The 26,316-nt window shown below is 44.4% G+C and carries 22 protein-coding genes and 3 tRNA genes; 15 read left to right on the plus strand and 10 right to left on the minus strand.

Going from position 1 to position 26,316, the window contains the following annotated elements:
• Together aroB and aroK are read right to left on the minus strand one after the other, a co-directional pair.
• The gene (aroB, locus tag H027_RS0104860; RefSeq protein ID WP_024871400.1) at positions 1-1,077 is read right to left on the minus strand and encodes a 3-dehydroquinate synthase; all 1,077 of its coding nucleotides are present in this window, start codon (positions 1,075-1,077) and stop codon (positions 1-3) included.
• 25 nt (positions 1,078-1,102) lie between these two features.
• Positions 1,103-1,621, minus strand: coding sequence for a shikimate kinase AroK (gene aroK / locus H027_RS0104865; protein ID WP_024871401.1), 519 nt, complete (start codon positions 1,619-1,621; stop codon positions 1,103-1,105).
• Positions 1,622-2,147: 526 nt separating this feature from the next.
• On the opposite strand from aroK, the gene dapA reads away from it, so the two are divergent.
• Both dapA and H027_RS0104875 read left to right on the plus strand, forming a co-directional pair.
• Entirely contained in the window at positions 2,148-3,020 is an 873-nt protein-coding gene (gene dapA, locus H027_RS0104870) for a 4-hydroxy-tetrahydrodipicolinate synthase (protein WP_024871402.1), read from the plus strand.
• Between the two features lie 22 nt (positions 3,021-3,042).
• Positions 3,043-3,690 carry an HAD family hydrolase gene (locus tag H027_RS0104875; protein WP_024871403.1) on the plus strand — a complete coding sequence of 216 codons (648 nt, stop codon included), beginning with the start codon at positions 3,043-3,045 and terminating at the stop codon, positions 3,688-3,690.
• Positions 3,691-3,755: 65 nt separating this feature from the next.
• Here the strand turns inward: H027_RS0104875 and hfq are convergent, their stop codons facing one another.
• From hfq to H027_RS0104890, 3 genes are all read right to left on the minus strand, one after another.
• A complete protein-coding gene (hfq, locus tag H027_RS0104880) occupies positions 3,756-4,103 on the minus strand; it encodes an RNA chaperone Hfq (protein ID WP_024871404.1) in 348 nt (115 codons plus the stop codon).
• A gap of 109 nt (positions 4,104-4,212) precedes the next feature.
• The gene (locus H027_RS0104885; RefSeq protein WP_024871405.1) at positions 4,213-6,489 is read right to left on the minus strand and encodes an Ig-like domain-containing protein; all 2,277 of its coding nucleotides are present in this window, start codon (positions 6,487-6,489) and stop codon (positions 4,213-4,215) included.
• A 132-nt stretch (positions 6,490-6,621) separates the two neighbouring features.
• On the minus strand, positions 6,622-9,186 hold the full coding sequence (locus H027_RS0104890) for a penicillin-binding protein 1A (RefSeq protein ID WP_024871406.1): 2,565 nt from the start codon (positions 9,184-9,186) through the stop codon (positions 6,622-6,624).
• A gap of 211 nt (positions 9,187-9,397) precedes the next feature.
• Between H027_RS0104890 and pilM the strand changes: the two genes are divergently transcribed.
• The 12 genes from pilM to H027_RS0104955 all read left to right on the plus strand — a co-directional run bounded on the left by pilM (position 9,398) and on the right by H027_RS0104955 (position 19,251).
• Positions 9,398-10,429, plus strand: a complete 1,032-nt coding sequence (gene pilM / locus H027_RS0104895; protein ID WP_051449017.1) for a type IV pilus assembly protein PilM — start codon at positions 9,398-9,400, stop codon at positions 10,427-10,429.
• A complete protein-coding gene (locus H027_RS0104900) occupies positions 10,417-10,986 on the plus strand; it encodes a PilN domain-containing protein (RefSeq protein WP_024871408.1) in 570 nt (189 codons plus the stop codon). The genes pilM and H027_RS0104900 overlap by 13 nt, the downstream gene beginning before the upstream one ends.
• Positions 10,987-11,002: 16 nt before the next feature.
• On the plus strand, positions 11,003-11,626 hold the full coding sequence (locus tag H027_RS0104905) for a type IV pilus inner membrane component PilO (RefSeq protein ID WP_024871409.1): 624 nt from the start codon (positions 11,003-11,005) through the stop codon (positions 11,624-11,626).
• On the plus strand, positions 11,623-12,168 hold the full coding sequence (locus H027_RS0104910; protein ID WP_024871410.1) for a pilus assembly protein PilP: 546 nt from the start codon (positions 11,623-11,625) through the stop codon (positions 12,166-12,168). Before H027_RS0104905 ends, H027_RS0104910 begins: the two co-directional genes overlap by 4 nt.
• 3 nt (positions 12,169-12,171) lie before the next feature.
• Entirely contained in the window at positions 12,172-14,280 is a 2,109-nt protein-coding gene (locus tag H027_RS0104915) for a type IV pilus secretin PilQ (RefSeq protein WP_024871411.1), read from the plus strand.
• A gap of 95 nt (positions 14,281-14,375) precedes the next feature.
• Positions 14,376-15,416 carry a 16S rRNA (guanine(1207)-N(2))-methyltransferase RsmC gene (gene rsmC, locus H027_RS0104920; RefSeq protein WP_024871412.1) on the plus strand — a complete coding sequence of 347 codons (1,041 nt, stop codon included), beginning with the start codon at positions 14,376-14,378 and terminating at the stop codon, positions 15,414-15,416.
• A 350-nt stretch (positions 15,417-15,766) separates the two neighbouring features.
• Positions 15,767-16,981: a glucose-1-phosphate adenylyltransferase gene (gene glgC / locus H027_RS0104930; RefSeq protein WP_024871413.1), complete on the plus strand. Its 1,215-nt coding sequence runs from the start codon at positions 15,767-15,769 to the stop codon at positions 16,979-16,981.
• A 3-nt stretch (positions 16,982-16,984) separates the two neighbouring features.
• The gene (gene glgA, locus H027_RS0104935) at positions 16,985-18,433 is read left to right on the plus strand and encodes a glycogen synthase GlgA (RefSeq protein ID WP_024871414.1); all 1,449 of its coding nucleotides are present in this window, start codon (positions 16,985-16,987) and stop codon (positions 18,431-18,433) included.
• Positions 18,434-18,531: 98 nt separating this feature from the next.
• Positions 18,532-18,616, plus strand: a tRNA-Leu gene (locus tag H027_RS0104940).
• A gap of 40 nt (positions 18,617-18,656) precedes the next feature.
• Positions 18,657-18,741, plus strand: a tRNA-Leu gene (locus H027_RS0104945).
• 46 nt (positions 18,742-18,787) lie between these two features.
• Positions 18,788-18,872: transfer RNA gene (locus tag H027_RS0104950), tRNA-Leu, on the plus strand.
• 88 nt (positions 18,873-18,960) lie between these two features.
• Complete coding sequence (locus H027_RS0104955; protein ID WP_024871415.1) at positions 18,961-19,251, plus strand: late competence development ComFB family protein; 291 nt, start codon at positions 18,961-18,963, stop codon at positions 19,249-19,251.
• Positions 19,252-19,292: 41 nt separating this feature from the next.
• On the opposite strand, the gene rlmD is transcribed toward H027_RS0104955, so the two are convergent.
• The 5 genes from rlmD to galE form a co-directional block, all read right to left on the minus strand.
• Positions 19,293-20,636, minus strand: a complete 1,344-nt coding sequence (gene rlmD, locus H027_RS0104960) for a 23S rRNA (uracil(1939)-C(5))-methyltransferase RlmD (protein ID WP_024871416.1) — start codon at positions 20,634-20,636, stop codon at positions 19,293-19,295.
• Positions 20,637-20,742: 106 nt separating this feature from the next.
• On the minus strand, positions 20,743-21,744 hold the full coding sequence (locus H027_RS0104965) for a galactose-1-epimerase (protein ID WP_272912561.1): 1,002 nt from the start codon (positions 21,742-21,744) through the stop codon (positions 20,743-20,745).
• The gene (galK, locus tag H027_RS0104970; protein WP_024871418.1) at positions 21,738-22,892 is read right to left on the minus strand and encodes a galactokinase; all 1,155 of its coding nucleotides are present in this window, start codon (positions 22,890-22,892) and stop codon (positions 21,738-21,740) included. Before galK ends, H027_RS0104965 begins: the two co-directional genes overlap by 7 nt.
• A 10-nt stretch (positions 22,893-22,902) precedes the next feature.
• Positions 22,903-23,940: a galactose-1-phosphate uridylyltransferase gene (gene galT, locus H027_RS0104975; protein WP_024871419.1), complete on the minus strand. Its 1,038-nt coding sequence runs from the start codon at positions 23,938-23,940 to the stop codon at positions 22,903-22,905.
• A complete protein-coding gene (gene galE, locus H027_RS0104980) occupies positions 23,933-24,958 on the minus strand; it encodes a UDP-glucose 4-epimerase GalE (RefSeq protein ID WP_024871420.1) in 1,026 nt (341 codons plus the stop codon). The genes galT and galE overlap by 8 nt, the downstream gene beginning before the upstream one ends.
• Positions 24,959-25,194: 236 nt before the next feature.
• On the opposite strand from galE, the gene H027_RS0104985 reads away from it, so the two are divergent.
• Positions 25,195-26,211, plus strand: coding sequence for a substrate-binding domain-containing protein (locus tag H027_RS0104985; RefSeq protein ID WP_024871421.1), 1,017 nt, complete (start codon positions 25,195-25,197; stop codon positions 26,209-26,211).
• The last annotated feature ends 105 nt before the right edge of the window (positions 26,212-26,316 follow it).

Raw genomic sequence — 26,316 nt, forward strand, 5'->3', positions numbered from 1 at the left:
TCAGTGTGTCGCATCAATAACTGCACGAAGCACAGATTGCTCCACGTCAGTAAATAAATCGGCACGACCAATAGCCAATGGCAATACCAGTCGCAGTTTTCCTGCTTTTGCTTTCTTATCACGTAACATATGATGGATATAATTATCATATGTCATATTCATAGGTGCTGTAGCAGGCAAATTGGCTGCTTTTATCACGGTTCGGATTCGTGAGACATCATCACTTGATAATAAACCTAGTCGTAATGATGTCTCTGCAGCTTGAATGATACCAACCGCTACGGCTTCACCATGCAGCCAGTTGCCATACCCTTGCTCAGCTTCAATGGCATGTCCAAAAGTATGGCCAAGATTCAGTAATGCTCTTACCCCTGTTTCAGTTTCATCTTGAGCAACAACATCAGCCTTGATCGTACAGCAGCGAAGGATGACTCGGGACAATGCTTCAGGCGATAACGCTTGAATATCCGGCATATGCTGTTCTAACCAATCGAAGAAATCAGCATCCCAAATAATGCCATATTTGATAACTTCAGCCATCCCTGCTGCAAGTTCGCGAACAGGTAATGTACGAAGACAATCAATATCAATAATAACGGCTTTGGGCTGATAAAATGCACCGATCATATTCTTGCCAAGAGGATGATTAACTGCCGTTTTTCCACCGACAGAGGAGTCAACCTGTGACAACAGGGTCGTTGGTACTTGAATAAAAGGAATTCCACGCTGATAACATGCAGCTGCAAAACCAACTAAATCACCAACAACGCCCCCACCCAAGGCAATCAACGTCGTATCCCGACCGTGAGTACCCTCGAGTAAAGCGGACATAATCAAGTCAAATGAGGCAAGCGTCTTATGTGCCTCGCCATCAGGCAAAATCAGCGTATCAACTTGATAACCAGACAGGGTCTGACAAAGTTTATCAAGATATAATGGAGCGACTGTATCATTCGTCACTATCATGACGCGTTGCCCAGCAATATGCGGAGCAAACAACGCAGAAGATGTCAGCAATCCGGCGCCAACATATATAGGATAACTACGTTCGGCCAAATTAACTGTTAACGTCTCCACTACAGCCTCCATATATCTTTTATAGTTAAAGCCCTAATAACTCAACAATTTGAGTCGCGACTTGTTTAGCTGTTAACTCGTCAGTCCGAACTACATAATCAGCAATTTCACGATACATAGGTTCGCGTTCTTCTGCTAAACGAGTTAATACATCCCGAGGCGGTTCTTCCGTACGAAGTAATGGGCGACGCTTATCTCGTTGAGTTCTGGCAATTTGCTTTTCAATTGGCGTTTCCAGATAAACAACGATTCCGCGAGCTGATAAGCGGTTTCTGGTCAAAGGACTTTTTATGGCACCACCACCGGTTGCAAGCACAATACCTTGCAATTCACTCAGGTCACTGATCACCTGCTCTTCCCGTTTGCGGAAGCCCTCTTCCCCTTCAACATCAAAAACCCAGGCGATATCTGCTCCGGTGCGACGTTCTATCTCTTGATCTGAGTCATAGAGATCCATATGCAACATTTCCGACAAATACTTGCCGATGGTGCTTTTACCTGCCCCCATAGGGCCAATCAGAAAAATATTGCGTTTTTCAGCCATTTTGTCTGTCTATTTTTTCACTAAAATAACGAATGCCCGTTGACACAACGGGAACCAAGAGAACAGTACCTTACGTTAGAAACTGGACGGGGAATTATGCAGCACACCTCGCTTTATAGCAACCAAACTGCTGAGGGTGGCATATTGTTCAAGTTGTATTTTACTTGAATAAATATAAAACCGTTAACATTTCGTACAAGAAGCTTGTAAAACCAGAAAATGCCACCCGTCACAAATGCATTATTTACCATAATTAAAACATAATTATGCATTAATTATGATTCAGATCAGCAGGAATGCTTGACTTTTAGCTTCTGATACAGAACTATGTTCTTCATAGTATTGTCATCCTGATGATTAGTGTTATGACCAAGTGGTTTATCGTCCGAAAACAATTGAAACATGCCTCCAAACTGGGTGTGTTCGTTTCCGCGTAACCAACTTGTTAATGCCCTGTTTATAAACCCCGGTTACGCTCAGCGGATCGGGGTTTTTTTGTTGAATTTTAAGATTAAAAGGAGTTTGTATGATCCACGGTTCTATTGTGGCCTTGATTACACCGTTTCGGGATGGCCAACTGGACGAAGCAGCATTACGCCAAATGGTTGATTGGCATATTGAACAAGGCACACATGGCATTGTGCCTGTTGGTACCACTGGCGAAAGCCCAACATTAACGCATGATGAGCATTGTCGCGTTATTGAAATTGTCGTACAACAAGCCGCAGGAAGAGTGCCTGTTATTGCTGGCGCTGGCTCAAACAATCCAATTGAAGCTATTGAATATACTAAAGTTGCTGAGCTTGCAGGGGCTGATGCCACGTTACATGTAGCGGGATATTACAACCGACCCAATCAGGAAGGTTTATATCAGCACTTTAAGTTATTGCACGATCAGACAGCTATTCCCGTTATTCTGTACAACATTCCGGCGCGAGCTATTGTTGATATTCAACCAGCAACAATGGCCCGTTTAGCAGAACTGCCGCGGATCATTGGCGTTAAAGATGCCACTGGCGACCTGGCCCGCCCTTGGGCTGAACGTCAGTTAATTAAGAAACCTTTTATCTGGTTATCCGGTGAAGATGCTACTGCTGTTGCTTATAACATCAGTGGTGGTACAGGTTGCATCTCAGTGACAGCCAATGTTGCACCCAAATTGGTTGCGGAAGTTCAAAATTTGACTGCAGCAGGTAAATGGGAAGAAGCACGCGATTTGCAGGATAAATTAATTCCACTACATCAAGCCATGTTTGCAGAACCAAGCCCAGCAGGAGCAAAGTATGCTGCTTCACTGTTAGGCTTGTGCACTGAAGAATGTCGCCTACCAATCATGCCGCTCAGTGATACAACTAAGCAGCGTATTCGTCAGGTAATGGAACAATTAGAGCTGATTTAATCCACTATAAAGGTATTTAGCCATGCAAATCGAAGATTTACTAGCAAGATATGACGGGTTTGTCTTCGATCTGGATGGCACCTTAGTTGATTCGATGCCTCTACATCTTGCCGGCTGGAAACATGCTTCAACTTTATATGGTTTTGAGTATGATCCTGATTGGTTTTACAATCTGGGCGGCGTTCCAAGTCGGAAAATAGCTAAATTAGTTGCAGAAACCCAAAATATTCAGCTCGATCTGGATGCTGTGACAAAAATCAAAGCTGATTATTATCAACGCGTGATCGCCCAGTCTGTCGTATTTCCTGCGATGAAAGAGCTTGTTGTTCAACTATTTCGCCAACGCCCTCTGGCGATTGGCACTGGGTCTACGCGCACAAGTGCCAATATTGTTCTCGCCAATAACGAGCTACATCCCTATTTTCAAATAATTACAACCGCTGACGACGTGGTGCACCATAAACCACATCCAGATACGTTCTTATTATCTGCAGCTAAACTCAACGTGAAACCATCACAATGTCTCGTCTTTGAAGATACCAATATTGGTCTTCAAGCCGCTCATGAGGCACAAATGGATTGTGTGCTAATTCGGGAAGGCAAACCAGACTGGAACACTTATACCTTATTTGATGCAAACAAATTTCATTCATCAAATAAGTATGACTGAGTAACCATAAAGCGTTGGGATATCTGAATCAACGAATCAGACTCAAATATCCCTCATATTCCTAATTATATTGAATCACTATTACCACCAGAAGAACCCGATGCATCCGAATTTTCATTCTGATAACGAGGAGGCCGTCTGCGTTGGAAGGTATTGCTGCTCACTCTGCTACCCAAAGGCGCAATAGTTGAGATTTTCGCTTTATAGATCATTTGTTGATTATTGTGTGCATCAGTAAGCAATACGCTATATTGGTCAAAACCACTGATCACACCTTCCAGCTTAATACCACTGACTAAGAAAATTGCCACCGTGGTGTGACTTTTTCGCAACCAATTCAAGGCAGAATCTTGACCATTACCAAGCGAAAACGCTTGTTCAAGACTGGTATAATTTTGATTTTCGCTTGTCATTCTTATCTCTCTTCAAGCTCTGGTTATATATCTCTAGCTTATACTGTACTGTCAGCCTGTAAACAAAAAAGCGAGCGGAAGGCTCGCTTTTTTTGTTTACAGTTAATCACTAACTCTTGTCATTCGCAGTAAACGGCTGACTGATGGAACCACCTGCGCCTGTCGAACTACCCGCTGCAGTAGTAGCACTAATAGTCAATGTACCTGTTGTTTTGTTATTGGGTGTAGTCTCTGGCTTGACACTAAAATAGATATAATAAGGTCTGGTAGCACTACTATCTATCTTGCCTTTAAGATCGGACAATGGCGATACATTAATATCTTGTGAATGATTTATATATCGAGTACTTTCCTGAGACAGCAATCCTGCATATGCAGCAGGAATTTCGCCAGCAATTTCACCCCCATTAGTTGTCGTCACACTAATTTGAGCACCGCTTGGTAAGGGGTTGTATGTTGTATTGTCCGCAGCAATATTGACTGGGAGAAAACGATAATAACCCGTTACTGATACATCCAACGGACCCGTGGTTGAAACCCATTTATTATTATTCGCATCCCATTGTTCCAAATAAATATGAGAACCATCAGCAATAGAACTAAAAATAAACTCCGCATTATGATACAGCTGTACGGTTTGCCGCACACAAGCACCAGTGCTAACCAGCGTATCATCACAAGCTAATCCATGATATATGCCATCAGCATCATCCCATGTCGAATTCGTATTCAGGTTAACAAATGGCTCACCAGCATCATATTTACCGTTATAGTTAACATCTAGATAAGGTTCACTGTCTCCATGGCTAACCCCCGAATTATTTACATAATAAATGGTATTGATATAACCAGGGCTCTTCGAGTCATCAAATAGCAAAACGCCGTTCACATAATCGTCCGCATCAAGAATGCCATTCCCATTCTGATCTTCAAAGGATTCTTCCCCCTCCGTGTATGCCAGAACAGTCACTCGTCCATCGCTAGGACGAGGATTCATTGATGTCAACGTAGCCGTACAACTGCTGTTCACGGTAATACAGTCAGGTGTTGAACCAATTGCCGCGTCCGTCAAATCCCCCTGGATAGAACCACCTTCCGTAGTAAAGTATACTTTTGTGCCATCAGGGATCGGGTTATTAAAGCGATCTGCTAACCGCATAGTAATTTTAGCGGTTGCACCATCGTAGCTACGCCCTTCAATAGAATAAACATCCGCTGAAAAGCTGAAGCTATCAGAATCTGGGTAGCCAGTACCGACTGCAATTGGCAAGGAAACTGTTTGAATATTTGTATTTGGGAGAGATGCTTTCACTGCTACAGGAACAGGAATCGAACCTGCATTTACAGTTACGGTAACTTGGCCATTGCTATCTGTCTGCGCCGTTGTGGGCGACAGACTATATCCATTGGATGTTATATTGGGTAAAGCAAATGACAAATTCACCGTCTGTGCAGGTACTGCTGTGCCTTCGCTATTTTTGACAGTAAATGTTATTCGTGAACTGGCACCATTATATCCATGTAAGGTAATAAATTCGGGCGAAGGTGTAGCCGCTATGATCGTACTACTCGGTGCTAATTGGTTTGTTATTGTCAATTGATGCTGGTTGGTATTATCAGAAGCCAGAGTGGCTTCAATAACATCTGCACCAGAGCAAGCCAACGAACCATCCGCACTCACACCTTTATATGTGGCAGAAGCTATTCCATTGCTATCCGTCGTTACAGAGGTAGGCATTACAGCTTTACCTGCTGATAAGCACGCAGAAGTCAAATTAATAGTAACAGGCGTTTTATAGGGCTGGTTATTTAAGGTCGCAGTAAAACTCAGGGCAGCGGTCGCACCTTGAGCCAAGGTCGAAACATCAGATGAAAATGTAAATGCTAAATTGGCATTACTTCCATACGGAATAGAATCAGTTATTGAAGTTGCACTGGTATTGCTGGCTATTATGTTGCTGAGTTCCCCTGCATCACTCAGACTTGTTGAAGTCAGAGAAAATACAGCATACCCATTAGTATCTGTGATTTTTCCAGATGAGGGTTTGATTGTGCCTCTGTCTGTAGTCAGTGTGACCACTTTTCCAGACACAGGCTGACCACTTGAATTAACCAGTCGAGCCACTACATAGTTTGTATTTTGTAATGACAGCTCTGTAATTCCATTACACGCTGTCGCCGTTGAATTGCTACATGTTTCAACAGATAAAACATATGCAGTGGTAGCGGTCGTCGTGCTACCAGAAGACCCAGAACTGCTACTAGAACCAGATGATCCGGTTGAACTCCCCGAACTGCCTCCACTGATATCCGTTCCACCACCGCCACATGCCGTTAATAGCGACCCGGCAACCAATAGTGCAAACACATTCTTACAATAATTCATATTTATTTCCCTGACTGACGTCTTTGCCCGAGCTCTTTACATACTAAAACATTATTATTCAAATTCAGGGAAAAGCAATTGAGACCTGCTTTCCATATGAAAGAGGTCTCAATTTATGAATTAAGCTATCAATTAAAAAATATCATCGGTTCCTGTTTTACCAGCTGCTGATACAGGAGCAGGCGATACTACTGATGGTTCTTGAGATTGTGGTTGCGTAGGTAATTTGGTATTACCATCATCAAAGAGCACGCTTTCCTGCTGATTGGAACTAGCAGGCTCAGTTCCTTTTTCAAAAAACTCTTCACGACTGCCTGCTGTGCCATTCGTAGCCAATCCAGAATAATTATTCACTCGCATGGACACAACATCATCGGGAGTTGTACCAATCCGGTCTGGAATACCGTTTAAAGCCGTTTTCATATATTCAATCCAGATTGGTTGGGCTGCACTTGCACCGAATTCATTCCCGGAAATACTCCGGCCTAACGCACGACGGTGGTCATCAAATCCAACCCAAGCTGTCGCAACGATATTGGGAGTAAAACCACTAAACCAAGCGTCTTTTGCCTCATTGGTTGTACCAGTTTTCCCATGTAAATCATTGCGTTTCAGCTCTTTAGCTGCTCGCCACCCCGTCCCCATCCAATGACCCAGTCCTCTGTCTGCTCCACCATAGATAGCAGAATGTAATGCCTCTGAAATTAGAAACGCATTAGCACTGCTGATAATTCTAGGTGCTTGTTGGTTAGGAGTTACCGGATCTATCGGACATTGACTATGCCAATCACCTAATTCATCTTTATATGCAGCAACACTATCCAAGCCTGTTTCAGCTAACTTACCACATCCAGCACAAGCCATTTTCGGCGTTGCTTCATAAACCACATGTCCTGACGCATCTTCAATACGATCTATAAAATAAGGAGTAACTTTAAAACCGCCATTTGCAAAAGTCGCGTACCCTGTCACCAGTTCTAATGGAGTAAATTCTGCAGTCCCTAAAGAAATGGATTCATTTCGTTGCAAGCTGCTATCGGGGAAACCAAATAAGCGCAAATGATCTAATACCTTATCTATACCAACACCGCGCAATAAACGAACAGTTACAACGTTTTTTGAACGAGCTAGAGCTTCTCGTAATGTAATTGGGCCGTCATATTGTGGTGGTGAGTTTTTAGGACTCCATCCAGACGTCCCTCCATCCCATTGAGTAATAGGAGCATCATCAATAATTGAAGCTAAAGTAAATCCATTTGCTAACGCGGATGAATAGATAAAAGGTTTAATATTTGAACCCACCTGTCTCCGAGCCTGTTCAACACGATTAAATTTACTTATTTCAAAATTAAAACCACCAACCAGCGCCTGTATGGCACCATTTTTAGGATTCAGAGCTACAAATGCAGCATTAGCATCCGGAATTTGAGCAAGCCTAAGCTGATCACTACCTTCATCTTGCCAAACCCAGATCAAATCTCCCGTCGAAAGAATATCAGCAGCCTTACGAGGTGCTGTACCTTGTCGTTCATCACTGATAAATGGACGAGCCCACTTCAAACCATCCCAAGATATTGACGCATCAAGCCCACCTTTAATCACCACTGTCACATCTTTATTGTTTACTGCAGTTACAATTGCAGGTTCAAAAGGCTCATAACTTGGTAAGTCGGAAAGATAATTATTAATTTGTTCACTATTCCAAGCTGCGGCCCCTTTCGTCCACAGATGTTTTTCAACACCTCTATATCCATGCCGGATATCATAATCAAGCAAACCTTTAAACACAGCATTGTGGGCCGCTTTCTGCTGGACAGAGCTAATCGTAGTGTAAACTTGATATCCCTTGCTGTATGACTCTTCGCCATAAGTATCCAGCATGAATTTTCTAACCATTTCTGCTAAGTAGGGTGCGTCTAAACCTACATCGGTGCCATGATAATGAGTAACTATTGGTTCTTTAATTGCAGCTTGATACTCATCATCTTTGATCATTCCGAGCTGTAACATTCTCGACAAAACCAAATTCCGACGTGCTAGCGCTCTTTGCGGTGACCGGATTGGATTGAGCATAGACGGAGCCTTAGGTAAGCCGGCAATAACAGCCATTTCACCTAAAGTTAATTGATCCACCGTTTTACCATAATAGACTTGTGCTGCAGCACCGACACCATAAGCACGGTAACCAAGAGGAATCTTATTTAAATAAAGCTCCAGTATTTCACCTTTAGTTAATTCTTGTTCTATGCGCCAAGCCAGAAATACCTCTTTAATTTTTCGAGAAAGTGTTTTTTCTCTACTCAGGAAAAAATTACGGGCAACCTGTTGAGTGATAGTACTCGCACCCTGACGCATTTGACCTGACACAGCCCAAATCAAGCCAGCTCGTGCAATACCTATAAAATCAATGCCCGGGTGTTCGTAAAAACGCGAATCTTCAATAGCTAAGAAAGCTTGTTGCATACGGAGAGGGATCTGATCCAACCTTAATGGTATACGTTTGACATCGCCAAATTCCGACATCAACTCTCCATCGGCACTATAAACCCGCAGAGGTGTTTCCCAATTTGTATCTTTCAAAGACGATACATCAGGCAGCCCTTTTTCGAGATGAAAATAAAGAGCAGCGACAGCAGCGATCCCAATTGAGGATAATAATAGAATTAACCATAACAATCGCTTTAACCATTTAAACATAACCTGAGTATCCACAATCAAAGACCTATGGGCGTGCAGTATATAGTGTTATCTGCTTCAAATTCGAGAAAATTGAAGGACACATTCGTATCGCCAAAATCCCGCCTTCCGTCTATAGTTAAAACACTGTTTGGCGCTTAGCGCCTATTTTAACAATATCTGCATGGACGCCTCTATGGTCAGGTTTCTAAAAAAGAGCACAAATGTTCCTATGTTAGGGGTTGATTTTGGCAGCAGCACCATCAAAGCAGTTGCCGTTTCCGGTAATCCCGAAAGTTTGTCTATTGACGCTTGGGCCGAGATTGCAACCCCCAAAGGCTCTATACGAGACTTTCAACTACAAGACATTGATAGAATTTCTCAGGCAGTTAAGCAATTATTACGCATGCTTCCTAATAAATATAAGTATGCAGCAACTGCGGTAAATGGTTCTAGCGTGATCACAAAGATTACACAGGTAGCCGGGAATATAAACCAGACTGACTTTGAAAACATTGTAATGATGGAAGCAGAACAATTGATTCCATTCCCATTAGATGAAGTAAGTTTGGATTTTGAAGTTTTAGGCCCAAACATCACAGATACCTCACGAAACGATGTCCTTATCTGTGCTGCACGATCTCAATCAATTGCTAGTGCAACAAGTGTTTTTAATGATTGTGATCTTTCAGTCAAAGTCGTTGATGTTGGTATGCACGCCTTAACCCGAGCATTTGTGACACTTGAAAAATCACTTCAGACTACCGATGCCAATAAGTTTTGTGCGATAGTAGATATTGGAGAGTTATCACTCAGCTTTGGAATTATATTCCAGGGTGAATTAATCTATTCCCGCTTACAAGATTTTGGAGGTTCAAGCCTCACTCGTTCATTAGCAACCTTTTATAATTTACCTCAGGAAGAAGCTGAAAATGTAAAATTAAAAGGTGCTCTTTCTTCTTATACTGACATTGATGTTGTCAACTCCTATATCAATCAGCTCACTCAACATATAAAACGAAACATACAATTATTTTGTAGTTCATCAGGAAATCGAACCGTCGATATTTTAATGTTGTCAGGTGGTGGCAGTTTAATTCCAGGGTTACGTCAACAGTTAGCACTACAACTAGAAATAGATGTCAGACACCCAGATCCTGCAGTGTTATATCAGCACAAACAGGTAGAAAACTTTGGTCATGGCGCTAAATACATGACCGCACTGGGATTAGCATTAAGGAGCTTTACACCATGTCAAATATAAACCTACTGCCATGGCGTGAATCTGCTAAAGAACGCCAAAAACAAAGCTTTTTCATTCTGATTGGTGTGAGCTGCGCCATAGCTGCGGTTGGCGTATTTGCGGTTAACCAGTACTTCAATCATCAAATCAGTGCTCAAGATCAACGAAATCAATACCTACAACATGAAATAGCCATTCTTGATACTGAGATTGGACAAATAAATGTAATAAAAGCCCAGAAACAATCCTTAGTGAATCGTATGAAGCTTATTGATACATTACAGCAAAGCCGTAATGTATCAGTAAGGCTATTTAATGACCTTCCTCTGGTTATTGCTAATGGTGTTTACTTACAATCACTAAACTTTACTCAACCACAAATAAACGTAGTCGGTAAAGCTGAAGCATATAATCGTGTCGCAAGTACTATGCGCTTGATTGATGGTAGCGGTTGGTTAGGTCAGACAGCGATTAGTTCGATTTTTGCTAACGATAGTGCACTAATGAAGTTAAGCGAGTTCTCAATGCGATTTTCCGTGCTAAACAATAATAAGCCTAACTCGGCAGTCAAGCAGTAAAGCATAGGAGGCATCGATGAATATTCAAGAATTAAATGAATTAGATATTAATGACATAGCATCCTGGCCTGTATTTGCTAAAAGCATTTTAATCGCGTTTGTATGTATATTAATAGGCGCTGTTGGCTATTATGCTCTCATTTCTGATTCCATAAAAAAACTAGATCAGACCCGCCAGCAAGAAATTGATTTAAAAAGCCAATTTGAAATCCGAGCCGCTCAAGCCAGTAGCTTAAATGCATACCGCCAACAAATGGTTCAACTAGAAGACATGCTTAAAAGTCAGTTGAAGCAGTTGCCAGATAAAACCGAGGTTGCCGGACTTCTGGATGATATCAGCTACATAGCCACCAATAATGGTCTCAAACTGTTACGCATTAATTGGGAACCCGAAGTTAAAAAAGAATTTTATACAGAACTACCAATGCGTATAGATATAGAGGGTCAATATGATCAATTGGGGCAATTTTCAGCAGATATTGCAGCTTTGCCACGAATTGTGTTACTTGGTAGTTTCACAATAAATAAAGAAACCAAACAGGGAAATACAAACGATATTATTATGTCTGTGCAGGCTAAAACCTACCGTTATGACCCAGATCAAAAACAAACTAAGACTAAGGGAACGGTGCAGAAATGAAATATAAATTACTGATCCTTTTTCTAAGTACCATTATAGTCTCGGGGTGTGAACAAAACTCCGATCTGCAGACTTATATTGCCCAAGTCAAAGCTCGCCCTGCACAGCCCATAGATCCTTTGCCAACTATAACACCTTATGTACCAATGGCATTTACAGCTCAAAAAGCAAGAAATCCGTTTATTGATCCAAAACCAGAACAAGGGCAAATGGTCGCTAAAGCTAAATTGAAATGCATTCAGCCCGATCTGACCCGGAAAAAAGAAGATCTGGAACAATACTCTCTCGATAATCTGGTAATGAAAGGAACCCTTGCAAATGACCGTGGTTTATGGGGACTGGTAATGGCACCTGGAGGCATGGTGTATCGAGTATCTTCCGGTCAATACATGGGCTTAAACCATGGGAAAATAACAAAAGTCACCCAAAATGATATTGAGGTAGTCGAAATGATACCGGATGGTAGTGGTTGCTGGAATAACAGAACAACTACACTGACACTTAATACGTCCACTACTAACGCTAACAAAAAACAGGGATGAGTCATGCGTACTAACAGACTATTTAAATCAGGATTATATACGGCGGCTGTGCTTTCTTTCGCTGCGTACTCCACAACTGTATTCGCCCTGACTGAATTGCAGAACATTCGGGTTAGTCCTGTGAGTGGTGATCAGCTTGAATTGCAGTTTGATTTCAATGAACCAATGACAAATTTTACTGATAAGTTGAAATATCAGCCTAATCAGTTGTTTTTAAATTTCCCATCGACAAACTCATCATTAAAGCAAAATACTATTCCTATCGAGCGATTAGGTATTCAACAAATACAAGTAAAACCTAAGAATGCAGGATTAGATGTCTCAGTGAGTCTGGAAAAGCTAATGCCTTACCGTATCAAGCAGGAAGGCAATCATGTTTCAGTCACTTTAGGACAAACACTACCGAATGAATCCACGCCAAAACTCGTTAGCAGCCAATATTCAACGTCTAAATTGCCGTTAACTGCTGCCGATAATACGAAAACAAATAATGCTGCTGGTACAATCAACACCATTGAGCATATCGATTTTCGCAGAGGAAAAAGCGGACAAAGCCAATTGTTAGTAAACTTGCAAAATAGTGCGGCTGCGGTGGAAGTAACATCGCGTGGTAATCATGTGTTGGCAACGTTTAATGCTACATCGATAAAACCAGAGCTGGTCGCATTATTGAATGTCAATGATTTTAATACTCCGGTATCCAGTATTGATGTTCAAAAGAATAAAAACAATGTGACTTTAGATCTCAATATCAAAGGGAAGTATGACTACAAATATGATCAATCAGGAAGTCTCTTCATAATTGAAGTAAGCCCTCCATTAAAAACAGCAAAAAATGATCCTCAAAAACAATATAAAGGCAAACCAATTTCATTGAATTTTCAGGATGTTCCTGTCCGAACTGTTCTTCAGTTGATTGCTGATTTTAATAAACTGAATTTGGTTACAACTGATTCGGTTAATGGGAATATTACTTTACGTTTGGATGGCGTGCCTTGGGAACAAGCTTTGGACACAGTTCTAAAAGTTAAAGGACTGGATAAGCGATTAGACAATAATATCTTGTTAGTTGCACCTGCCACTGAAATAGCAACGCAGGAAAAACAACAACTGGAAAATAAGCAAAAAGTGGCTGATTTGGCGCCACTTGTTACAGAATATATTCAAATCAACTACGCTAAAGCACCTGATGTTGCTAAGTTGCTGGCCGATGATAAAACCCGACTGCTTTCACCTCGGGGAGCAGTCAGTGTCGATGAGCGCACAAATACCTTGTTAGTTAAAGATACAGCTGATGTTATCGACCACATCAAAGACATGATTAAAGTATTAGATGTGGCCGTTAAACAAGTTGTCATTGAGGCAAGAATGGTAACGGTCACCGATGGAGTCGATGACTCATTAGGTATTCGTTGGGGAGTAACTGATGTAAATAAAAATGGTAGTACATCAGGAACACTGGAAGGCTTGGATACTGCTGCGACAGGTTCGACTCCAAGTTTGGATAGCAGATTAAATGTTAACTTGGCCGCCAATCCTTCAACAGGAACTGCAGCAAGCATCGCGTTCCAAGTTGCTAAGCTCACAGACGGATCTTTATTGGATTTGGAGCTCAGCGCACTGGAAAATGAAAATAAGGCTGAAATTATTTCAAGCCCTAGAGTAACGACTGCAAACCAGAAAGAAGCCTTAATAGAACAAGGTTATGAAATTCCTTACAATGAAAGTGCATCCAGTGGAGCAACTACCATTGCTTTCAAAAAGGCTGTTTTAAGCCTAAAAGTAACACCGCAAATTACACCAGATAACAATGTCATACTTGATTTGCATGTTACTCAGGATGACATCTATAAAGATGTTAGTACCGGTAATGGTGGAACAGCTGTTGCGTTATCAACACAAGCAATTAACACTCAAGTACTTGTTAAAAATGGAGAAACGCTTGTGTTAGGTGGAATATATAACCGTTCCATCAAAAAGACAGTAAGCAAAGTTCCTGTATTAGGTGATATTCCTGGCGTTGGATTCTTATTCCGAAACACCACCAACTCCAATACAAAGAAAGAATTGCTTATCTTTGTAACACCCAAAATTGTAACTGGTAGCTTGTAATATTTTGCAATTAATTATTGATATCAAAGACCTCAGCCATGTGCAGAGGTCTTTTTTTATAGGATAATTACTTTTTTATACTCTTCATGACCGACATGCATTTTTCTGAACATAATAATCTTTCTGCGTTTTTGCAGCGACATCAAGACTTATTTCAAGATAAAAATCTGTTGATTTGTGGCCAATTACAAGCCCTATCGCTTGAGCCGTTATTACAAAATCCAAACTCCACATATTTAGTATCGGATTATTGTGTTTTCAATAAATTAAAAACACAAAACCTTGAAAAATCACGTCTTCATTTTGGATTCAAACTTGATGACTCCACACAAAAGTATGATGCACTTTTGGTTTTTATGCCGAAAGCAAAACAGGAAGCTGCATTGTGGTTCAACTGGACACTACCGTTATTAAAATCTAACGCTGAAATTTTTGTTATCGGAGAAAATCGTGGTGGCATTAATGCCACACCTAAATTGCTACAAACTTATACGTCAGGTACAAAAAAAATAGACAGCGCAAGACATTGCTCTCTTTTTTATGCGTCATTGCTCACACCAGTGCCAACACCATCCTTGCACTCACAACTGCATCAGTACACCCTGCAACATACAGCCAATATCAATCCATTAACCATATCCGCATTATCTGGCGTATTTAGTGCTGATGAGTTAGATGAAGGAACTCAACTTTTGCTAGACAACTTGCCGTCACTGCATGGAGAGGTGTTAGATGTGGGATGTGGAGCTGGTATTATTGGAGCATCTATATGCCAACGTATGCCAGATGTAAAAATGACAATGACTGACGTTAATGCGTTAGCTTTGTTTTCGGCGACAGAGACATTAAACAAAAATCATCTATCTGCCAATGTTATAGCCTCTGATATGTTTTCTGATGTGATTGGAAAATTTGATTTTATTATTTCAAATCCACCTTTTCATTCTGGATTAAATACAAATTATGAGGCTACAGAGCGTTTACTTCGCCAAGCCCCTGCTTATTTGAAACATCATGGACAATTATTTTTAGTAGCGAATAAATTTCTACGTTACGAACCCATCCTAAATGAAGTTTTCCATTCTGTATCTGTGATAAAAGAAAATGCACGATTTAAAATCATTCGGGCAATGTAAAGTTAATATTACATTAACAAACCCCCGAAGGATCTGTTAGATTAAAACGGTGGTATATGCCACCGTTGTTCTTTGTCATACTTGCAGTGCGAAACCATCTGACTTTGCTCCCATTTTCCCACCTTGTTTACTAACTCTTGATATATGCCACAGGCTTTTTATCGTAAGACCGCTACACTTAATCTCTATGTGGTTATGCTTACCAGCCTTGTCATCGATCATCAGGCTCGTTGGTAAAATAACTTTTTAGTCAGATGAAGAACCACTCTGATACAACGATTTTTATTAGCTCTGACCAGATCAGCGCTTTGCCTTAATGGATTTTTGATTTAATTGAGATAGGAGAATATATGTCTGGCGTATTAGCGATGATTTTAGCCGGTGGTGAAGGTACTCGTTTACAACCTTTAACCGTCTCGCGAAGCAAACCTTCGGTGCCATTTGGAGGGAGTTATCGTCTAGTTGACTTTGTACTGAATAATTTCATCAATTCAGACATGTTGCGGATCTATGTATTGACACAATTCAAATCTCAATCTCTTTATCTACATTTAAAAAAAGGATGGAATCTAACAGGTATTAGCGGCCGTTTTATAGACCCTATTCCAGCACAAATGAGAATGGGAAAACGTTGGTATGATGGTACAGCTGACGCTATCTACCAAAATATAGGTTTCATTGAGTTAAGCAGTCCGGAACATGTCTGTATTTTTGGCAGTGACCATATTTATAAAATGGATATTCGTCAGATGCTTGATTTTCACAAAGAAAAACAAGCCGTACTGACCGTTGCTGCAATCCGAGTTCCTATCGCTGAAGCCTCAGCATTTGGTGTCATCGAAGTTGATGCAGATGGCCGAATGATCGGTTTTGAAGAAAAGCCCAAAAAACCAAAATCTATTCCTGGTGACCCAGAATTTGCGTTAGCTTCTATGGGCAACTACATTTTTGAAACAAATACCTTATTAAGTGAATTAACTTCTGATGCAGAAAAGGAAGATTCCAGCCATGATTTCGGCCGAGATATCATTCCAGGTCTGTATCCTAATGCACCCGTTTATGTATACGACTTCAGTATTAACCAAATTGAAGGGGAAAAAGGGGCTTATTGGCGTGATGTGGGTACAATTGATGCCTACTGGCAATCACACATGGATTTAGTTAGTGATAATCCACCCTTTTCTTTGTATAACCGTAAATGGCCATTACATACTTTCTATCCACCATTGCCGCCAGCAACGTTTATCGACACTGCGGCATATAAAACTAACGTGTCACAGTCTTTGATTTCCGCAGGATGTTATATTCAAGGCAGTCGGATAAACCGCAGTATCTTAGGATTTCGCTGCAATATTGCATCCGGCTCCGAAATTAGTGAATCGATCTTCCTAGGAGACGTGAAAATTGGTGAAGGTTGTAAAATTCGTCGAGCGATCATTGATAAACAGGTAGAAATCGCACCTGGTACTGTGATCGGTGAAAATCTTGCCTATGATCGCCAGCGTTTCACTGTGTCAGAAGGCGGTATTGTTGTGATCCCGAAAGGGGCTAGAGTTGGTTTCTGATAAATGAATATATTATTTATAGCTTCTGAAGTTGAAAGCTTTGTAAAAACGGGTGGTTTGGCCGACGTAGCCAAAGCTTTACCACTGGAATTAAAACGGGCCGGACATGATGTGAGGATCGCAATCCCTGGATACAGCGCCATTGCACAGCGTGAGCATGGCTCGATTATCAGTTCTGGTCAGTTATCAACAGAACCACAGTATGTGGACATCCCGTATGATGTCAGACAACTATATCTTGCTGATATTCCATTATATTTAATTGAAAATAAGCATTATTTTGAACGCCCGAGTTTGTATGGCGAAAACAATAATGCTTATGCAGATAACGGAGAGCGGTTTGCGTTTTTTTCCGCAGCAGTTCTGCAGGCTACCGAACAAGTAGGATTTAGACCGGATATTGTGCACTGTAATGACTGGCACACGGCGCTGGTGCCGATGTTACTCAAAACACGCTTCGGTCAAAATCCATTTTTCTCCCAAACGAAAAGTATCATCACTATTCATAATGGTGCCTTTCAAGGGATTTGTGAAAGAGGCCAATTATGGGCATTACCGGAAATCAGGAATGCGCATAATGAAGCCATTTATCAGGGTCCGTATTACATTAACTTCTTGAAGTGTGGTGTTTTGTATGCCGACAAAATAAATGCCGTCAGCCCTACTTATGCCAAGGAACTGATGTCTTACCTTGGTGGGCATGGTATGGCGAAGCATTTCCAGGATCGTGCAGCAGATATTTGCGGAATAATTAACGGCTGTGATTATAACGATTGGGATCCTGCTACTGATGCATTACTCCCAGCAAGATATTATGTAGATGACTTACAAGGTAAAGCTGAATGTAAGCGGCAATTGCAACAGCGGGCCAATCTACCAGTCAGTGATCTTCCTGTATTTGGCATGGTGTGCCGACTCACGGAACAAAAAGGTATTCATTATTTACTACCGATTTTAGCCAAATTTTTGGTACATCATGTTCAAGTGGCCATTGTAGGTTCGGGCGATCCTGTCTTAGCCCAAAGACTAGAAATTATTGCACAGCAATTTCCACATAAATTTGTCTTTATCAATGCGCATAGCAATGAGTTGGCACATTTAGTCGAAGCTGGTAGCGATTTCTTCATGATGCCATCGCAGTTTGAGCCATGCGGTTTAAACCAGATGTATAGTCTGGCATATGGCACATTGCCTATCGTTCGAGCTGTTGGCGGCTTAAAAGATACCGTAACGGATTATGACCAGGATCCAGAGCATGCGACAGGTTTCGTGTTTGAAGAACCTGAACCTTATGATCTGTTGAATGTGTTACGTCGCGCGTTGTTACTGTACGTACAGGATCAACACGAGTTTAAACGAGTTCAACGTAATGCAATGTTAACACGATATCACTGGTCTGATTCTGTGCATGGTTATGAGGATATGTATAAAAAAGCACTCAATTGGCAGTAGTTAGTTGATGAAAAACAGAGCAATCTCGTGGGATTCTCTGTTTTTCTTCTTCCTGACAGTTGACGTGTATTCAAGAATAGGTAGAATGCCGGCCAGATGCGAAGGTGGCGGAATTGGTAGACGCGCTAGCTTCAGGTGTTAGTGCCTTCGGGTGTGAGGGTTCGAGTCCCTCCTTTCGCACCAATCATGCTGCTGACAGCATGTTAAAATAGTCAGACACTGTGCGAGGGTGGCGGAATTGGTAGACGCGCTAGCTTCAGGTGTTAGTGCCTTCGGGTGTGAGGGTTCGAGTCCCTCCTCTCGCACCATCATGCTGCTGACAGCATGTAAATATAGTCAGAGACAATAAGTAGTGCGAAGGTGGCGGAATTGGTAGACGCGCTAGCTTCAGGTGTTAGTGCCTTCGGGTGTGAGGGTTCGAGTCCCTCCTTTCGCACCAAATTTTTCGAAAAAAGCACATCGCTCATAAAGCAATGTGCTTTTTTGTTATATGCTATATATCAGTTGGTTAACTGAGGAATGTAGCCATGTCGTTGGTCTCTGATGAAGTTCATAATTATTACGAAGATCTGTTACAGCAACATATTCAGGCTTTAGAGTTACATCTGACGCGTGATGATGATTATATTGCCGATCTCTCATGTCTCGTACTCAATCAATTACCTGCTCACTATATCCGCCACACGGTTGATATGTGCTATTTCACCACGCCTGCGCAACGCGATGAAATGGAGTTACGCGTACAGGATGCCGTAAGCAAATCGGTTGCCTGGCTTGATAAAAAAGAACACCAGCGCAAAGCTCGCGAAGAGAACTAAATGTCGTTGGCTTGTTTCATAAAATGATCCAAGCCAATACACTAAATTTTCTGGAGTTGGACAATGGTTTCAACATGCATGGAATGGGGAAACATGTCGACCGGTTGAATCTTGGTGACATAATATCCAGATTGCTGAAGTATAGCTAAATCTCTAGCCAGTGATGCTGGCTCACAAGAAACATACACGATCCGTTCTGGTTTCATTGAAACCATCGTTTGCAATACGATGGGATCGCACCCTTTCCGTGGGGGATCAACTACGATCACATCAGCGTGTTGTTTTTGATCATACAGTAACGGCACCACCTCTTCTGCTTTACCAACATAAAACTCTGTATTCGTTATCTCATTTCTAGCGGCATTGTCGCGGGCATCGTCGATAGCCTGTGCAACAATTTCAATACCAATGACTTTTTTGGCTTTTTGCGCCAGATATAAAGAGATAGTGCCTATTCCACAATAGATATCAAAAACAGTTTCGTTACCCGTTAATTCCGCGAAATTCAATGCCGTTTCATACAGCACATCCGTTTGCTGCGGATTCACCTGATAAAAAGAGTGTGCAGAGATATTGAATGTCAGCGCATGCAACTCATCAGTGATTACATCGTTGCCATAACATATTTGCTGTTTATCACCTAAGATCCGGTTCACTGGTGCTGGATTAATGTTTTGGATAATACTTTCAATATTTTCTATCTTAGTCAGCAGATTTAACAGTTCTGCTTTATGCGGTAATTCATCGGTTAAGGTGACCAAAACAACCATACAGGCTTTTGTTTTAAAACCGTGTCTGATCATGACGTACCGCAGACAGCCTGAGTGTTTTTCCTCATCATAACCTGCAATATTAAATTCCTTCATCCAATGACGGATAGCGGCAATGATTTCTGTTGTCTGTGCATGCTGTACAGGACAAGAAACGATATCAATGACTTGATGGCTATTTTTCCGATAAAACCCTATTTGCGGTTCACCATTTTCACTACGCACTGCATAAATGGCCTTGTTGCGAAAAGCCAACGGACTTTGCATACCAAGACAAGGCGATACTGGTTGTGAGATCTGTTTACTTAGCAACGCATCAATAACGAGTTGTTGTTTAAGTTTTAATTGCTCGACATAGGCCAAATGAGCTAGCTGGCAACCACCACATTCGCTGTATGGACAATGGGGTTCAACCCGCTGAGGGTGCACATTAACGATATCTAGTAACTGGGCTTGAGCATATTTGGGTTTAATGCCATACGGCGAAACAGTGACCACCTCACCAGGTAGCGTCGCGGGTATGAATACCTTTCGTCCTTGCCAATCGGCAATACCATCCCCTTTATCGGAAAGTTCGTTGACAGAAAGCGTAATAGGCTGCCCGTGCTGCCGCATGGTGACTCCAAAGATATATCTGAATGAGGTTGGCTATTTTAACTAAAGGGATGGGCAGGAAGAAGAAAAAAGCCGGAACATTTTCCGGCTAAAAAATTGTACACACTTACTCAGAAATAAAACGATAGCGGGTCTGATGATGGTAGGTTTGACCGGGCAGCAGCCATGGGTCGCCTAACTCGGGCCGGTTCGGGCTGTCCGGCAGCTGCTGCGCTTCCAGCGCGATCCCTTCATAGTCATGATAGGGTTCATTCTCACGGCTGGGCTCCCCCGCCAGATAGTTGCCGGTGTATATCTGCAGCCCCGGTTGATTGGTCAGTACCTCCATCACCAGTTGCCCATCGGACGAGGTCAGCCGGGCCGCCACCGGGTCAGCCTCGCTGACATCCGGCAGATAACAGTGGTCCAGCCCCTTGGCACAAATCAGTTGTGGATGGGCCAGCCACTGCGCCTGCAAGCACCGTTCCTCCCGAAAATCCAGCGCCCCTTCCACCGGCTGTGCGGCCGACAGCGGAATACCCGCCGCATCAATCGGCAGATAATGGCTGGCGTTCACCTGCAGACGGTGATGTCGAATATCACTGCGTTTGCCATCGAGATTGAAGTACGCGTGACTGGTCAGATTCACTGGACAAGGCTGGTTTACAGTCGCCTGGATATCAATCACAAGCTCACGCTGCTCCAGCGCATAGGTCAGTGTCACGTCACAATCACCCGGAAAACCCTGGTCGCCGTCCACCGAATGCAGCTGCAGCGTGACCCGGTCGGCCTGCTGGTCTACAACCTGCAACTCGCGACGGTCAAACCCCTCCACCCCGCCATGCAGGCAGTTTGTTCCCTGATTGGCCGTCAGTGGATAGGTCGTCCCCTGACGCGTCAACTGGGCATCGGCGATCCGGTTGGCGAAACGCCCGACCATCGCATTGAGATAGCAGTGCTGGCGGGCATAATCCTCCGGCCGACAACCCAGCAGGACGTTACGCTGACCGTTTCCCACCGGCACCTGCAATGACAACAGGGCCGCCCCCGTGGTCATCAGTTCCAGCGTCATCCCTTGCGGATTATGTAACCTGATGTGTTGCATCTTCGCCTCCTGTGGCGTTAGCAGATCCCAGCGCCGGCCCGCGCTTTGCACACATAGCAAGTCGGTTTCAGCCCGGTTTTCGCCGGATATTCTTCCGCCACCGCCGCAATGACCGCGTCTACCTGTGCCGGACGCAGCAGCGCCACCACACAACCACCAAAACCACCGCCGGTCATACGGGCACCGCCCTCGCGACCAATTGCCTGCTGTAAAATCTCAACCAGCGTATCAATGGCCGGCACGGTGATGGCAAAATCATCGCGCATCGACTGGTGCGATTCAGCCATCAGCACGCCCATCTTCTCCAAATCGCCCACTGCCAGCGCATCCGCCGCCGCCAGCGTCCGCGCATTTTCGGTAATGACATGCCGGGCCCGTTGATACACCACCGGTTCCAGCTTGCCCTGCTCCGCCGCACTTTGCAGTTGCGCCAGATTCACATCCCGCAGGGCTTTCACCCCAAAATGCCGGGCCGCCGCTTCGCATTGTTCCCGCCGGGTGTTGTATTCACTGTCAACCAGTCCGCGTTTCACATTCGAGTGCACAATCAGCACCGCCAGATCTTCCGGCATTTTCACCAGCCGGGTTTCCAGGGAACGGCAATCCAGCAGCAGCGCGTGGTCTTTCTCACCACTGGCGGAGATCATCTGATCCATGATGCCGCAGTTACAGCCGACAAATTTGTTCTCGGCTTCCTGACCGTTCAGGGCAATCGCCGCCGGGGTTAAACCCAGCTGATACGCCTGATTGAACGCTTCGCCAATGGCGACTTCGAGTGACGCCGATGAGCTTAATCCGGCGCCCTGTGGCACGTTACCGGAGACCACTAAGTTCAGCCCCTTCAGTGCCAGCCCTTTCTCCAGCAGGTACTTCACCACACCGCGGATGTAGTTGCTCCACAACTGGTCGGCATGTACCGTGATGGGCTGCGTCAGCGAAAACTCATCGCGCTGGTTGGCGTAATCGGCCGCCACCACGACCACCTGGTCATCATCGCGGCGCTGGACGGCCACCACGGTCTCGTAATCGATGGCACAGGGCAACACAAAGCCGTCGTTGTAGTCGGTGTGTTCCCCAATCAGATTCACCCGCCCTGGTGCCCGGACAAACAAATCGGGCTCACCACCAAAGCTGCGTTGAAAGACAGCCAGTACTTTCTCTTTTAATGACATCGCGCGTTCCTCAAGCCTGTTCTTTGTAATGAATATCGCTCACGGCACGCAGACGTTCTGCGGCCTGTTCCGGGGTCAGATCACGCTGGGTTTCCGCCAGCATTTCATACCCCACCATGAATTTACGGACCGTCGCTGAACGCAGCAGCGGCGGATAGAAATGGGCATGCAACTGCCAGTGACTGGCATCGTCTGCGGTGTGCGGTGCGCCATGCCAGCCCATTGAATACGGGAACGAACACTGGAACAGGTTGTCGTAACGGCTGGTCAGTTGCTTCAGCGCCAGCGCCAGATCCTGCTTTTGGGCCTCGTTCAGTTCGGTCAGACGGGTGACGTGGGCCTTGGGCAGTAACAGGGTTTCAAACGGCCAGGCCGCCCAGTACGGCACCACGGCAATCCAGTGCTCGGTTTCCACCACGGTCCGCTCACCGGACTGCGACTCCTGCCGCGCATATTGCAGCAGCATCGGCGTGCCTTTTTCCGCCAGCCACTGCTGCTGGGTCTGCGCTTCACGGGCCAGTTCATTCGGCAGGAAGCTGTTGGCCCAGATCTGGCCGTGCGGATGCGGATTGGAGCAACCCATTGCCGCGCCCTTGTTCTCGAAAACCTGAACCCACGGGTAGGTTTGCGACAGCTCGGCCACCTGTTCACACCAGGTATCAATCACCCGGCGGATCGCCGCAACCGGCAGCTCCGGCAGGGTTTTGCTATGATCCGGGGAGAAACAGATCACCCGGCTGGTGCCGCGGGCCGATTCACACTGGAACAGCGGGTCGGCTGACGGCGGCGAAGCCGGGGTATCGGTCATCAGCGCCGCAAAATCGTTGGTGAAGACGAAGGTGCCCTGATAATCCGGGTTCTGCTCGCCGTTGACGCGGGTATTGCCAGCACACAGGAAGCATTCCGGATCATGCGCCGGACGATCGTCCGGGGCGGCTTTCTCAACCTGTCCCTGCCACGGCCGTTTAGCACGGTGCGGCGAAACCAGCACCCACTGGCCGGTCAGCGGATTAAAACGACGATGGGGATGATCAATCGGATCAAACATGGGCTTCTTCCTCGTAACCATTCGGGTTTGCCTGCTGCCAGCACCAGCTATCGCGGGTCATGTCATCCAGGGTGCGGGTCGCTTTCCAACCAAGTTCGCGTTGCGCCTTGCTTGGGTCAGCCCAGCATTCGGCAACATCGCCCGGGCGGCGCGCCACGATTTTGTAATTGATTTCCAGACCGCTGGCGCGGGCAAAGGCATGCACCATCTCGAGCACGCTCACGCCCTGTCCGGTGCCAAGATTGTAGATGTGCAATCCGGCCTGTTCGCCACAGACCTGCCAGGCTTTGACATGCCCTTCGGCCAAATCCATGACATGGATGTAATCGCGCACACAGGTGCCATCTTTCGTCGGGTAGTCATTGCCGAAGATATTCAGGCAATCGCGGCGGCCAATCGCCACCTGCGTGATATACGGCATCAGGTTATTCGGGATCCCCTGCGGATCTTCGCCCATCTGGCCGGAAGCATGTGCCCCGATCGGGTTGAAATAGCGCAGCAGCGTAATACTCCAGCGTGGATCGGCCTGCTGCATATCTTCCAGCATCTGCTCGATCATCAGCTTGGTACGGCCATACGGACTTAAGCTGGCACGCGGTGAATCTTCGCGCAGCGGCACGGTCTGCGGGTCACCATAGACGGTGGCGGACGAGCTGAAAATGAAGCGGAAACAACCGGCACGGCGCATGGCACCAAGCAGAGTCAGCGTACCGGCGATATTGTTCTCGAAATACTCGAACGGTTTTTGGGTGGATTCGCCGACCGCTTTCAGGGCGGCGAAATGAATGACACCCGCGATGGGCTGTTCCTGAAAGATACGATCCAACAGGGCCGCATCGCGGATATCCCCCTGATAAAACAGCGGGCGCTGGCCGGAGACGGCTTCGATCCGGTTTAAGACGGCCAACTTGCTGTTGGAGAGGTTATCGAGGATCACCGGTTCGATCCCTGCCGCAATCAGGGCCAGGCAGGTATGACTGCCGATATACCCTGTTCCGCCGGTCACTAGAATCTTCATGCAGTCTCCTTGCTGAAAATAACAACTTGGTAATAAGTTTGCTGATGTTGTTAGTCTAGAAGAGAGTATTGCAGCAGACTGTGATCTAATAAACAAAAAATGTAAACGTTTACATTTTTTGTTTATTTTATATCTTCCTCCTAATGAAGTTTTATCTAGTGATGAGTGACTTATCCCTGATATATTGGGCGGCAGCAAGCATGTAAATCACACGCCCCCGATGAGAATAATGCACTATGGCAACAATTAAAGATGTCGCAAGACTAGCTGGAGTCTCAATCGCGACAGTTTCTAGGGTTATAAACAATTCAACCAAGACTGGCGAAGCCGCAAGAGAAGCGGTTAAACGTGCCATGGAAGAATTGAACTATTTGCCCGATGCCAATGCCAGAGCATTAGTTAGCAGAGTAAACGATACCATCGGCTGTATGGTTTTTGATGTCGCAGATCCCTTTTTTGGCGATATGGTTAAAGCCATTGAAATCGAATGTAGAGCGCATCATAAACACTTATTAATAGGTAATGGTGCACATGATATTGCTCAGGAACGGGAAACGATCGAGCTTTTGATCAGTAAACGCTGTGAAGCACTAATCATTCACAGTAAAGCACTCAGTGACGAAGAGCTAATTGCTTACGCAAATAAAGTCCCTGGGATGGTTTTTGTTAACCGGTTTATACCCGCTATGCCCTCGCGTTGCATCTGGCTGGATAATCATTACGGCAGCTATACCATTACTCAACATCTCATTGAATTAGGTCATAAACACATCGCCTGCATTGCATCGAAATATGACATTGAGGATGCCACAGATCGTATCCGCGGTTATCAGGATGCAATGAAAGATCATGGGTTAAATCCAAATGAAATCGCCATAGAACGCGCGGAGCCAAATCAGGAAGGCGGAGAGCAAGCCATTCAAGATATGCTCGGCAGAGGCATGCCATTTACAGCCGTAGTCGCTTATAACGATATGATGGCCACAGGTATTATTTCCGTATTAATTGATAATGGCTTCAAAGTACCAGAAGATGTTTCTGTGGTTGGTTTTGATGATGTTATTGTTGCTCGTTTTTGCCGACCCAAATTAACAACGATGCGCTATCCCATTTCACTGATGGCAGCCCGGGCAACACAAATGGCAATGCAACTTGCAACTGGTGATACTCCTGATGAAACTAGTTCACAGATTTTCCGACCAGTATTGATCAGACGTCAGTCATCAGCCTCGGCACCTATAGGCGTTCGTTAATACTAGTCCATTTACACTGCTAATAAATAAAAGGCCAGGATAACTATGACTCCTGGCCTTTTTATTTGCATGATGAGTAACTTTAAATAATTCGGCCTACCAAAT

This window comes from Tolumonas lignilytica (assembly GCF_000527035.1).
GTDB lineage: Bacteria > Pseudomonadota > Gammaproteobacteria > Enterobacterales > Aeromonadaceae > Tolumonas > Tolumonas lignilytica.

Coding starts and splice junctions, on each gene's coding strand:
- aroK (WP_024871401.1), bottom strand. CDS start 1,621: ATGGCTGAAAAACGCAATATTTTTCTGATTGGCCCTATGGGGGCAGGT.
- dapA (WP_024871402.1), top strand. CDS start 2,148: ATGATCCACGGTTCTATTGTGGCCTTGATTACACCGTTTCGGGATGGC.
- H027_RS0104875 (WP_024871403.1), top strand. CDS start 3,043: ATGCAAATCGAAGATTTACTAGCAAGATATGACGGGTTTGTCTTCGAT.
- hfq (WP_024871404.1), bottom strand. CDS start 4,103: ATGACAAGCGAAAATCAAAATTATACCAGTCTTGAACAAGCGTTTTCG.
- H027_RS0104885 (WP_024871405.1), bottom strand. CDS start 6,489: ATGAATTATTGTAAGAATGTGTTTGCACTATTGGTTGCCGGGTCGCTA.
- H027_RS0104890 (WP_024871406.1), bottom strand. CDS start 9,186: ATGTTTAAATGGTTAAAGCGATTGTTATGGTTAATTCTATTATTATCC.
- pilM (WP_051449017.1), top strand. CDS start 9,398: ATGTTAGGGGTTGATTTTGGCAGCAGCACCATCAAAGCAGTTGCCGTT.
- H027_RS0104900 (WP_024871408.1), top strand. CDS start 10,417: ATGTCAAATATAAACCTACTGCCATGGCGTGAATCTGCTAAAGAACGC.
- H027_RS0104905 (WP_024871409.1), top strand. CDS start 11,003: ATGAATATTCAAGAATTAAATGAATTAGATATTAATGACATAGCATCC.
- H027_RS0104910 (WP_024871410.1), top strand. CDS start 11,623: ATGAAATATAAATTACTGATCCTTTTTCTAAGTACCATTATAGTCTCG.
- H027_RS0104915 (WP_024871411.1), top strand. CDS start 12,172: ATGCGTACTAACAGACTATTTAAATCAGGATTATATACGGCGGCTGTG.
- rsmC (WP_024871412.1), top strand. CDS start 14,376: ATGCATTTTTCTGAACATAATAATCTTTCTGCGTTTTTGCAGCGACAT.
- glgC (WP_024871413.1), top strand. CDS start 15,767: ATGTCTGGCGTATTAGCGATGATTTTAGCCGGTGGTGAAGGTACTCGT.
- glgA (WP_024871414.1), top strand. CDS start 16,985: ATGAATATATTATTTATAGCTTCTGAAGTTGAAAGCTTTGTAAAAACG.
- H027_RS0104955 (WP_024871415.1), top strand. CDS start 18,961: ATGTCGTTGGTCTCTGATGAAGTTCATAATTATTACGAAGATCTGTTA.
- rlmD (WP_024871416.1), bottom strand. CDS start 20,636: ATGCGGCAGCACGGGCAGCCTATTACGCTTTCTGTCAACGAACTTTCC.
- galK (WP_024871418.1), bottom strand. CDS start 22,892: ATGTCATTAAAAGAGAAAGTACTGGCTGTCTTTCAACGCAGCTTTGGT.
- galT (WP_024871419.1), bottom strand. CDS start 23,940: ATGTTTGATCCGATTGATCATCCCCATCGTCGTTTTAATCCGCTGACC.
- galE (WP_024871420.1), bottom strand. CDS start 24,958: ATGAAGATTCTAGTGACCGGCGGAACAGGGTATATCGGCAGTCATACC.
- H027_RS0104985 (WP_024871421.1), top strand. CDS start 25,195: ATGGCAACAATTAAAGATGTCGCAAGACTAGCTGGAGTCTCAATCGCG.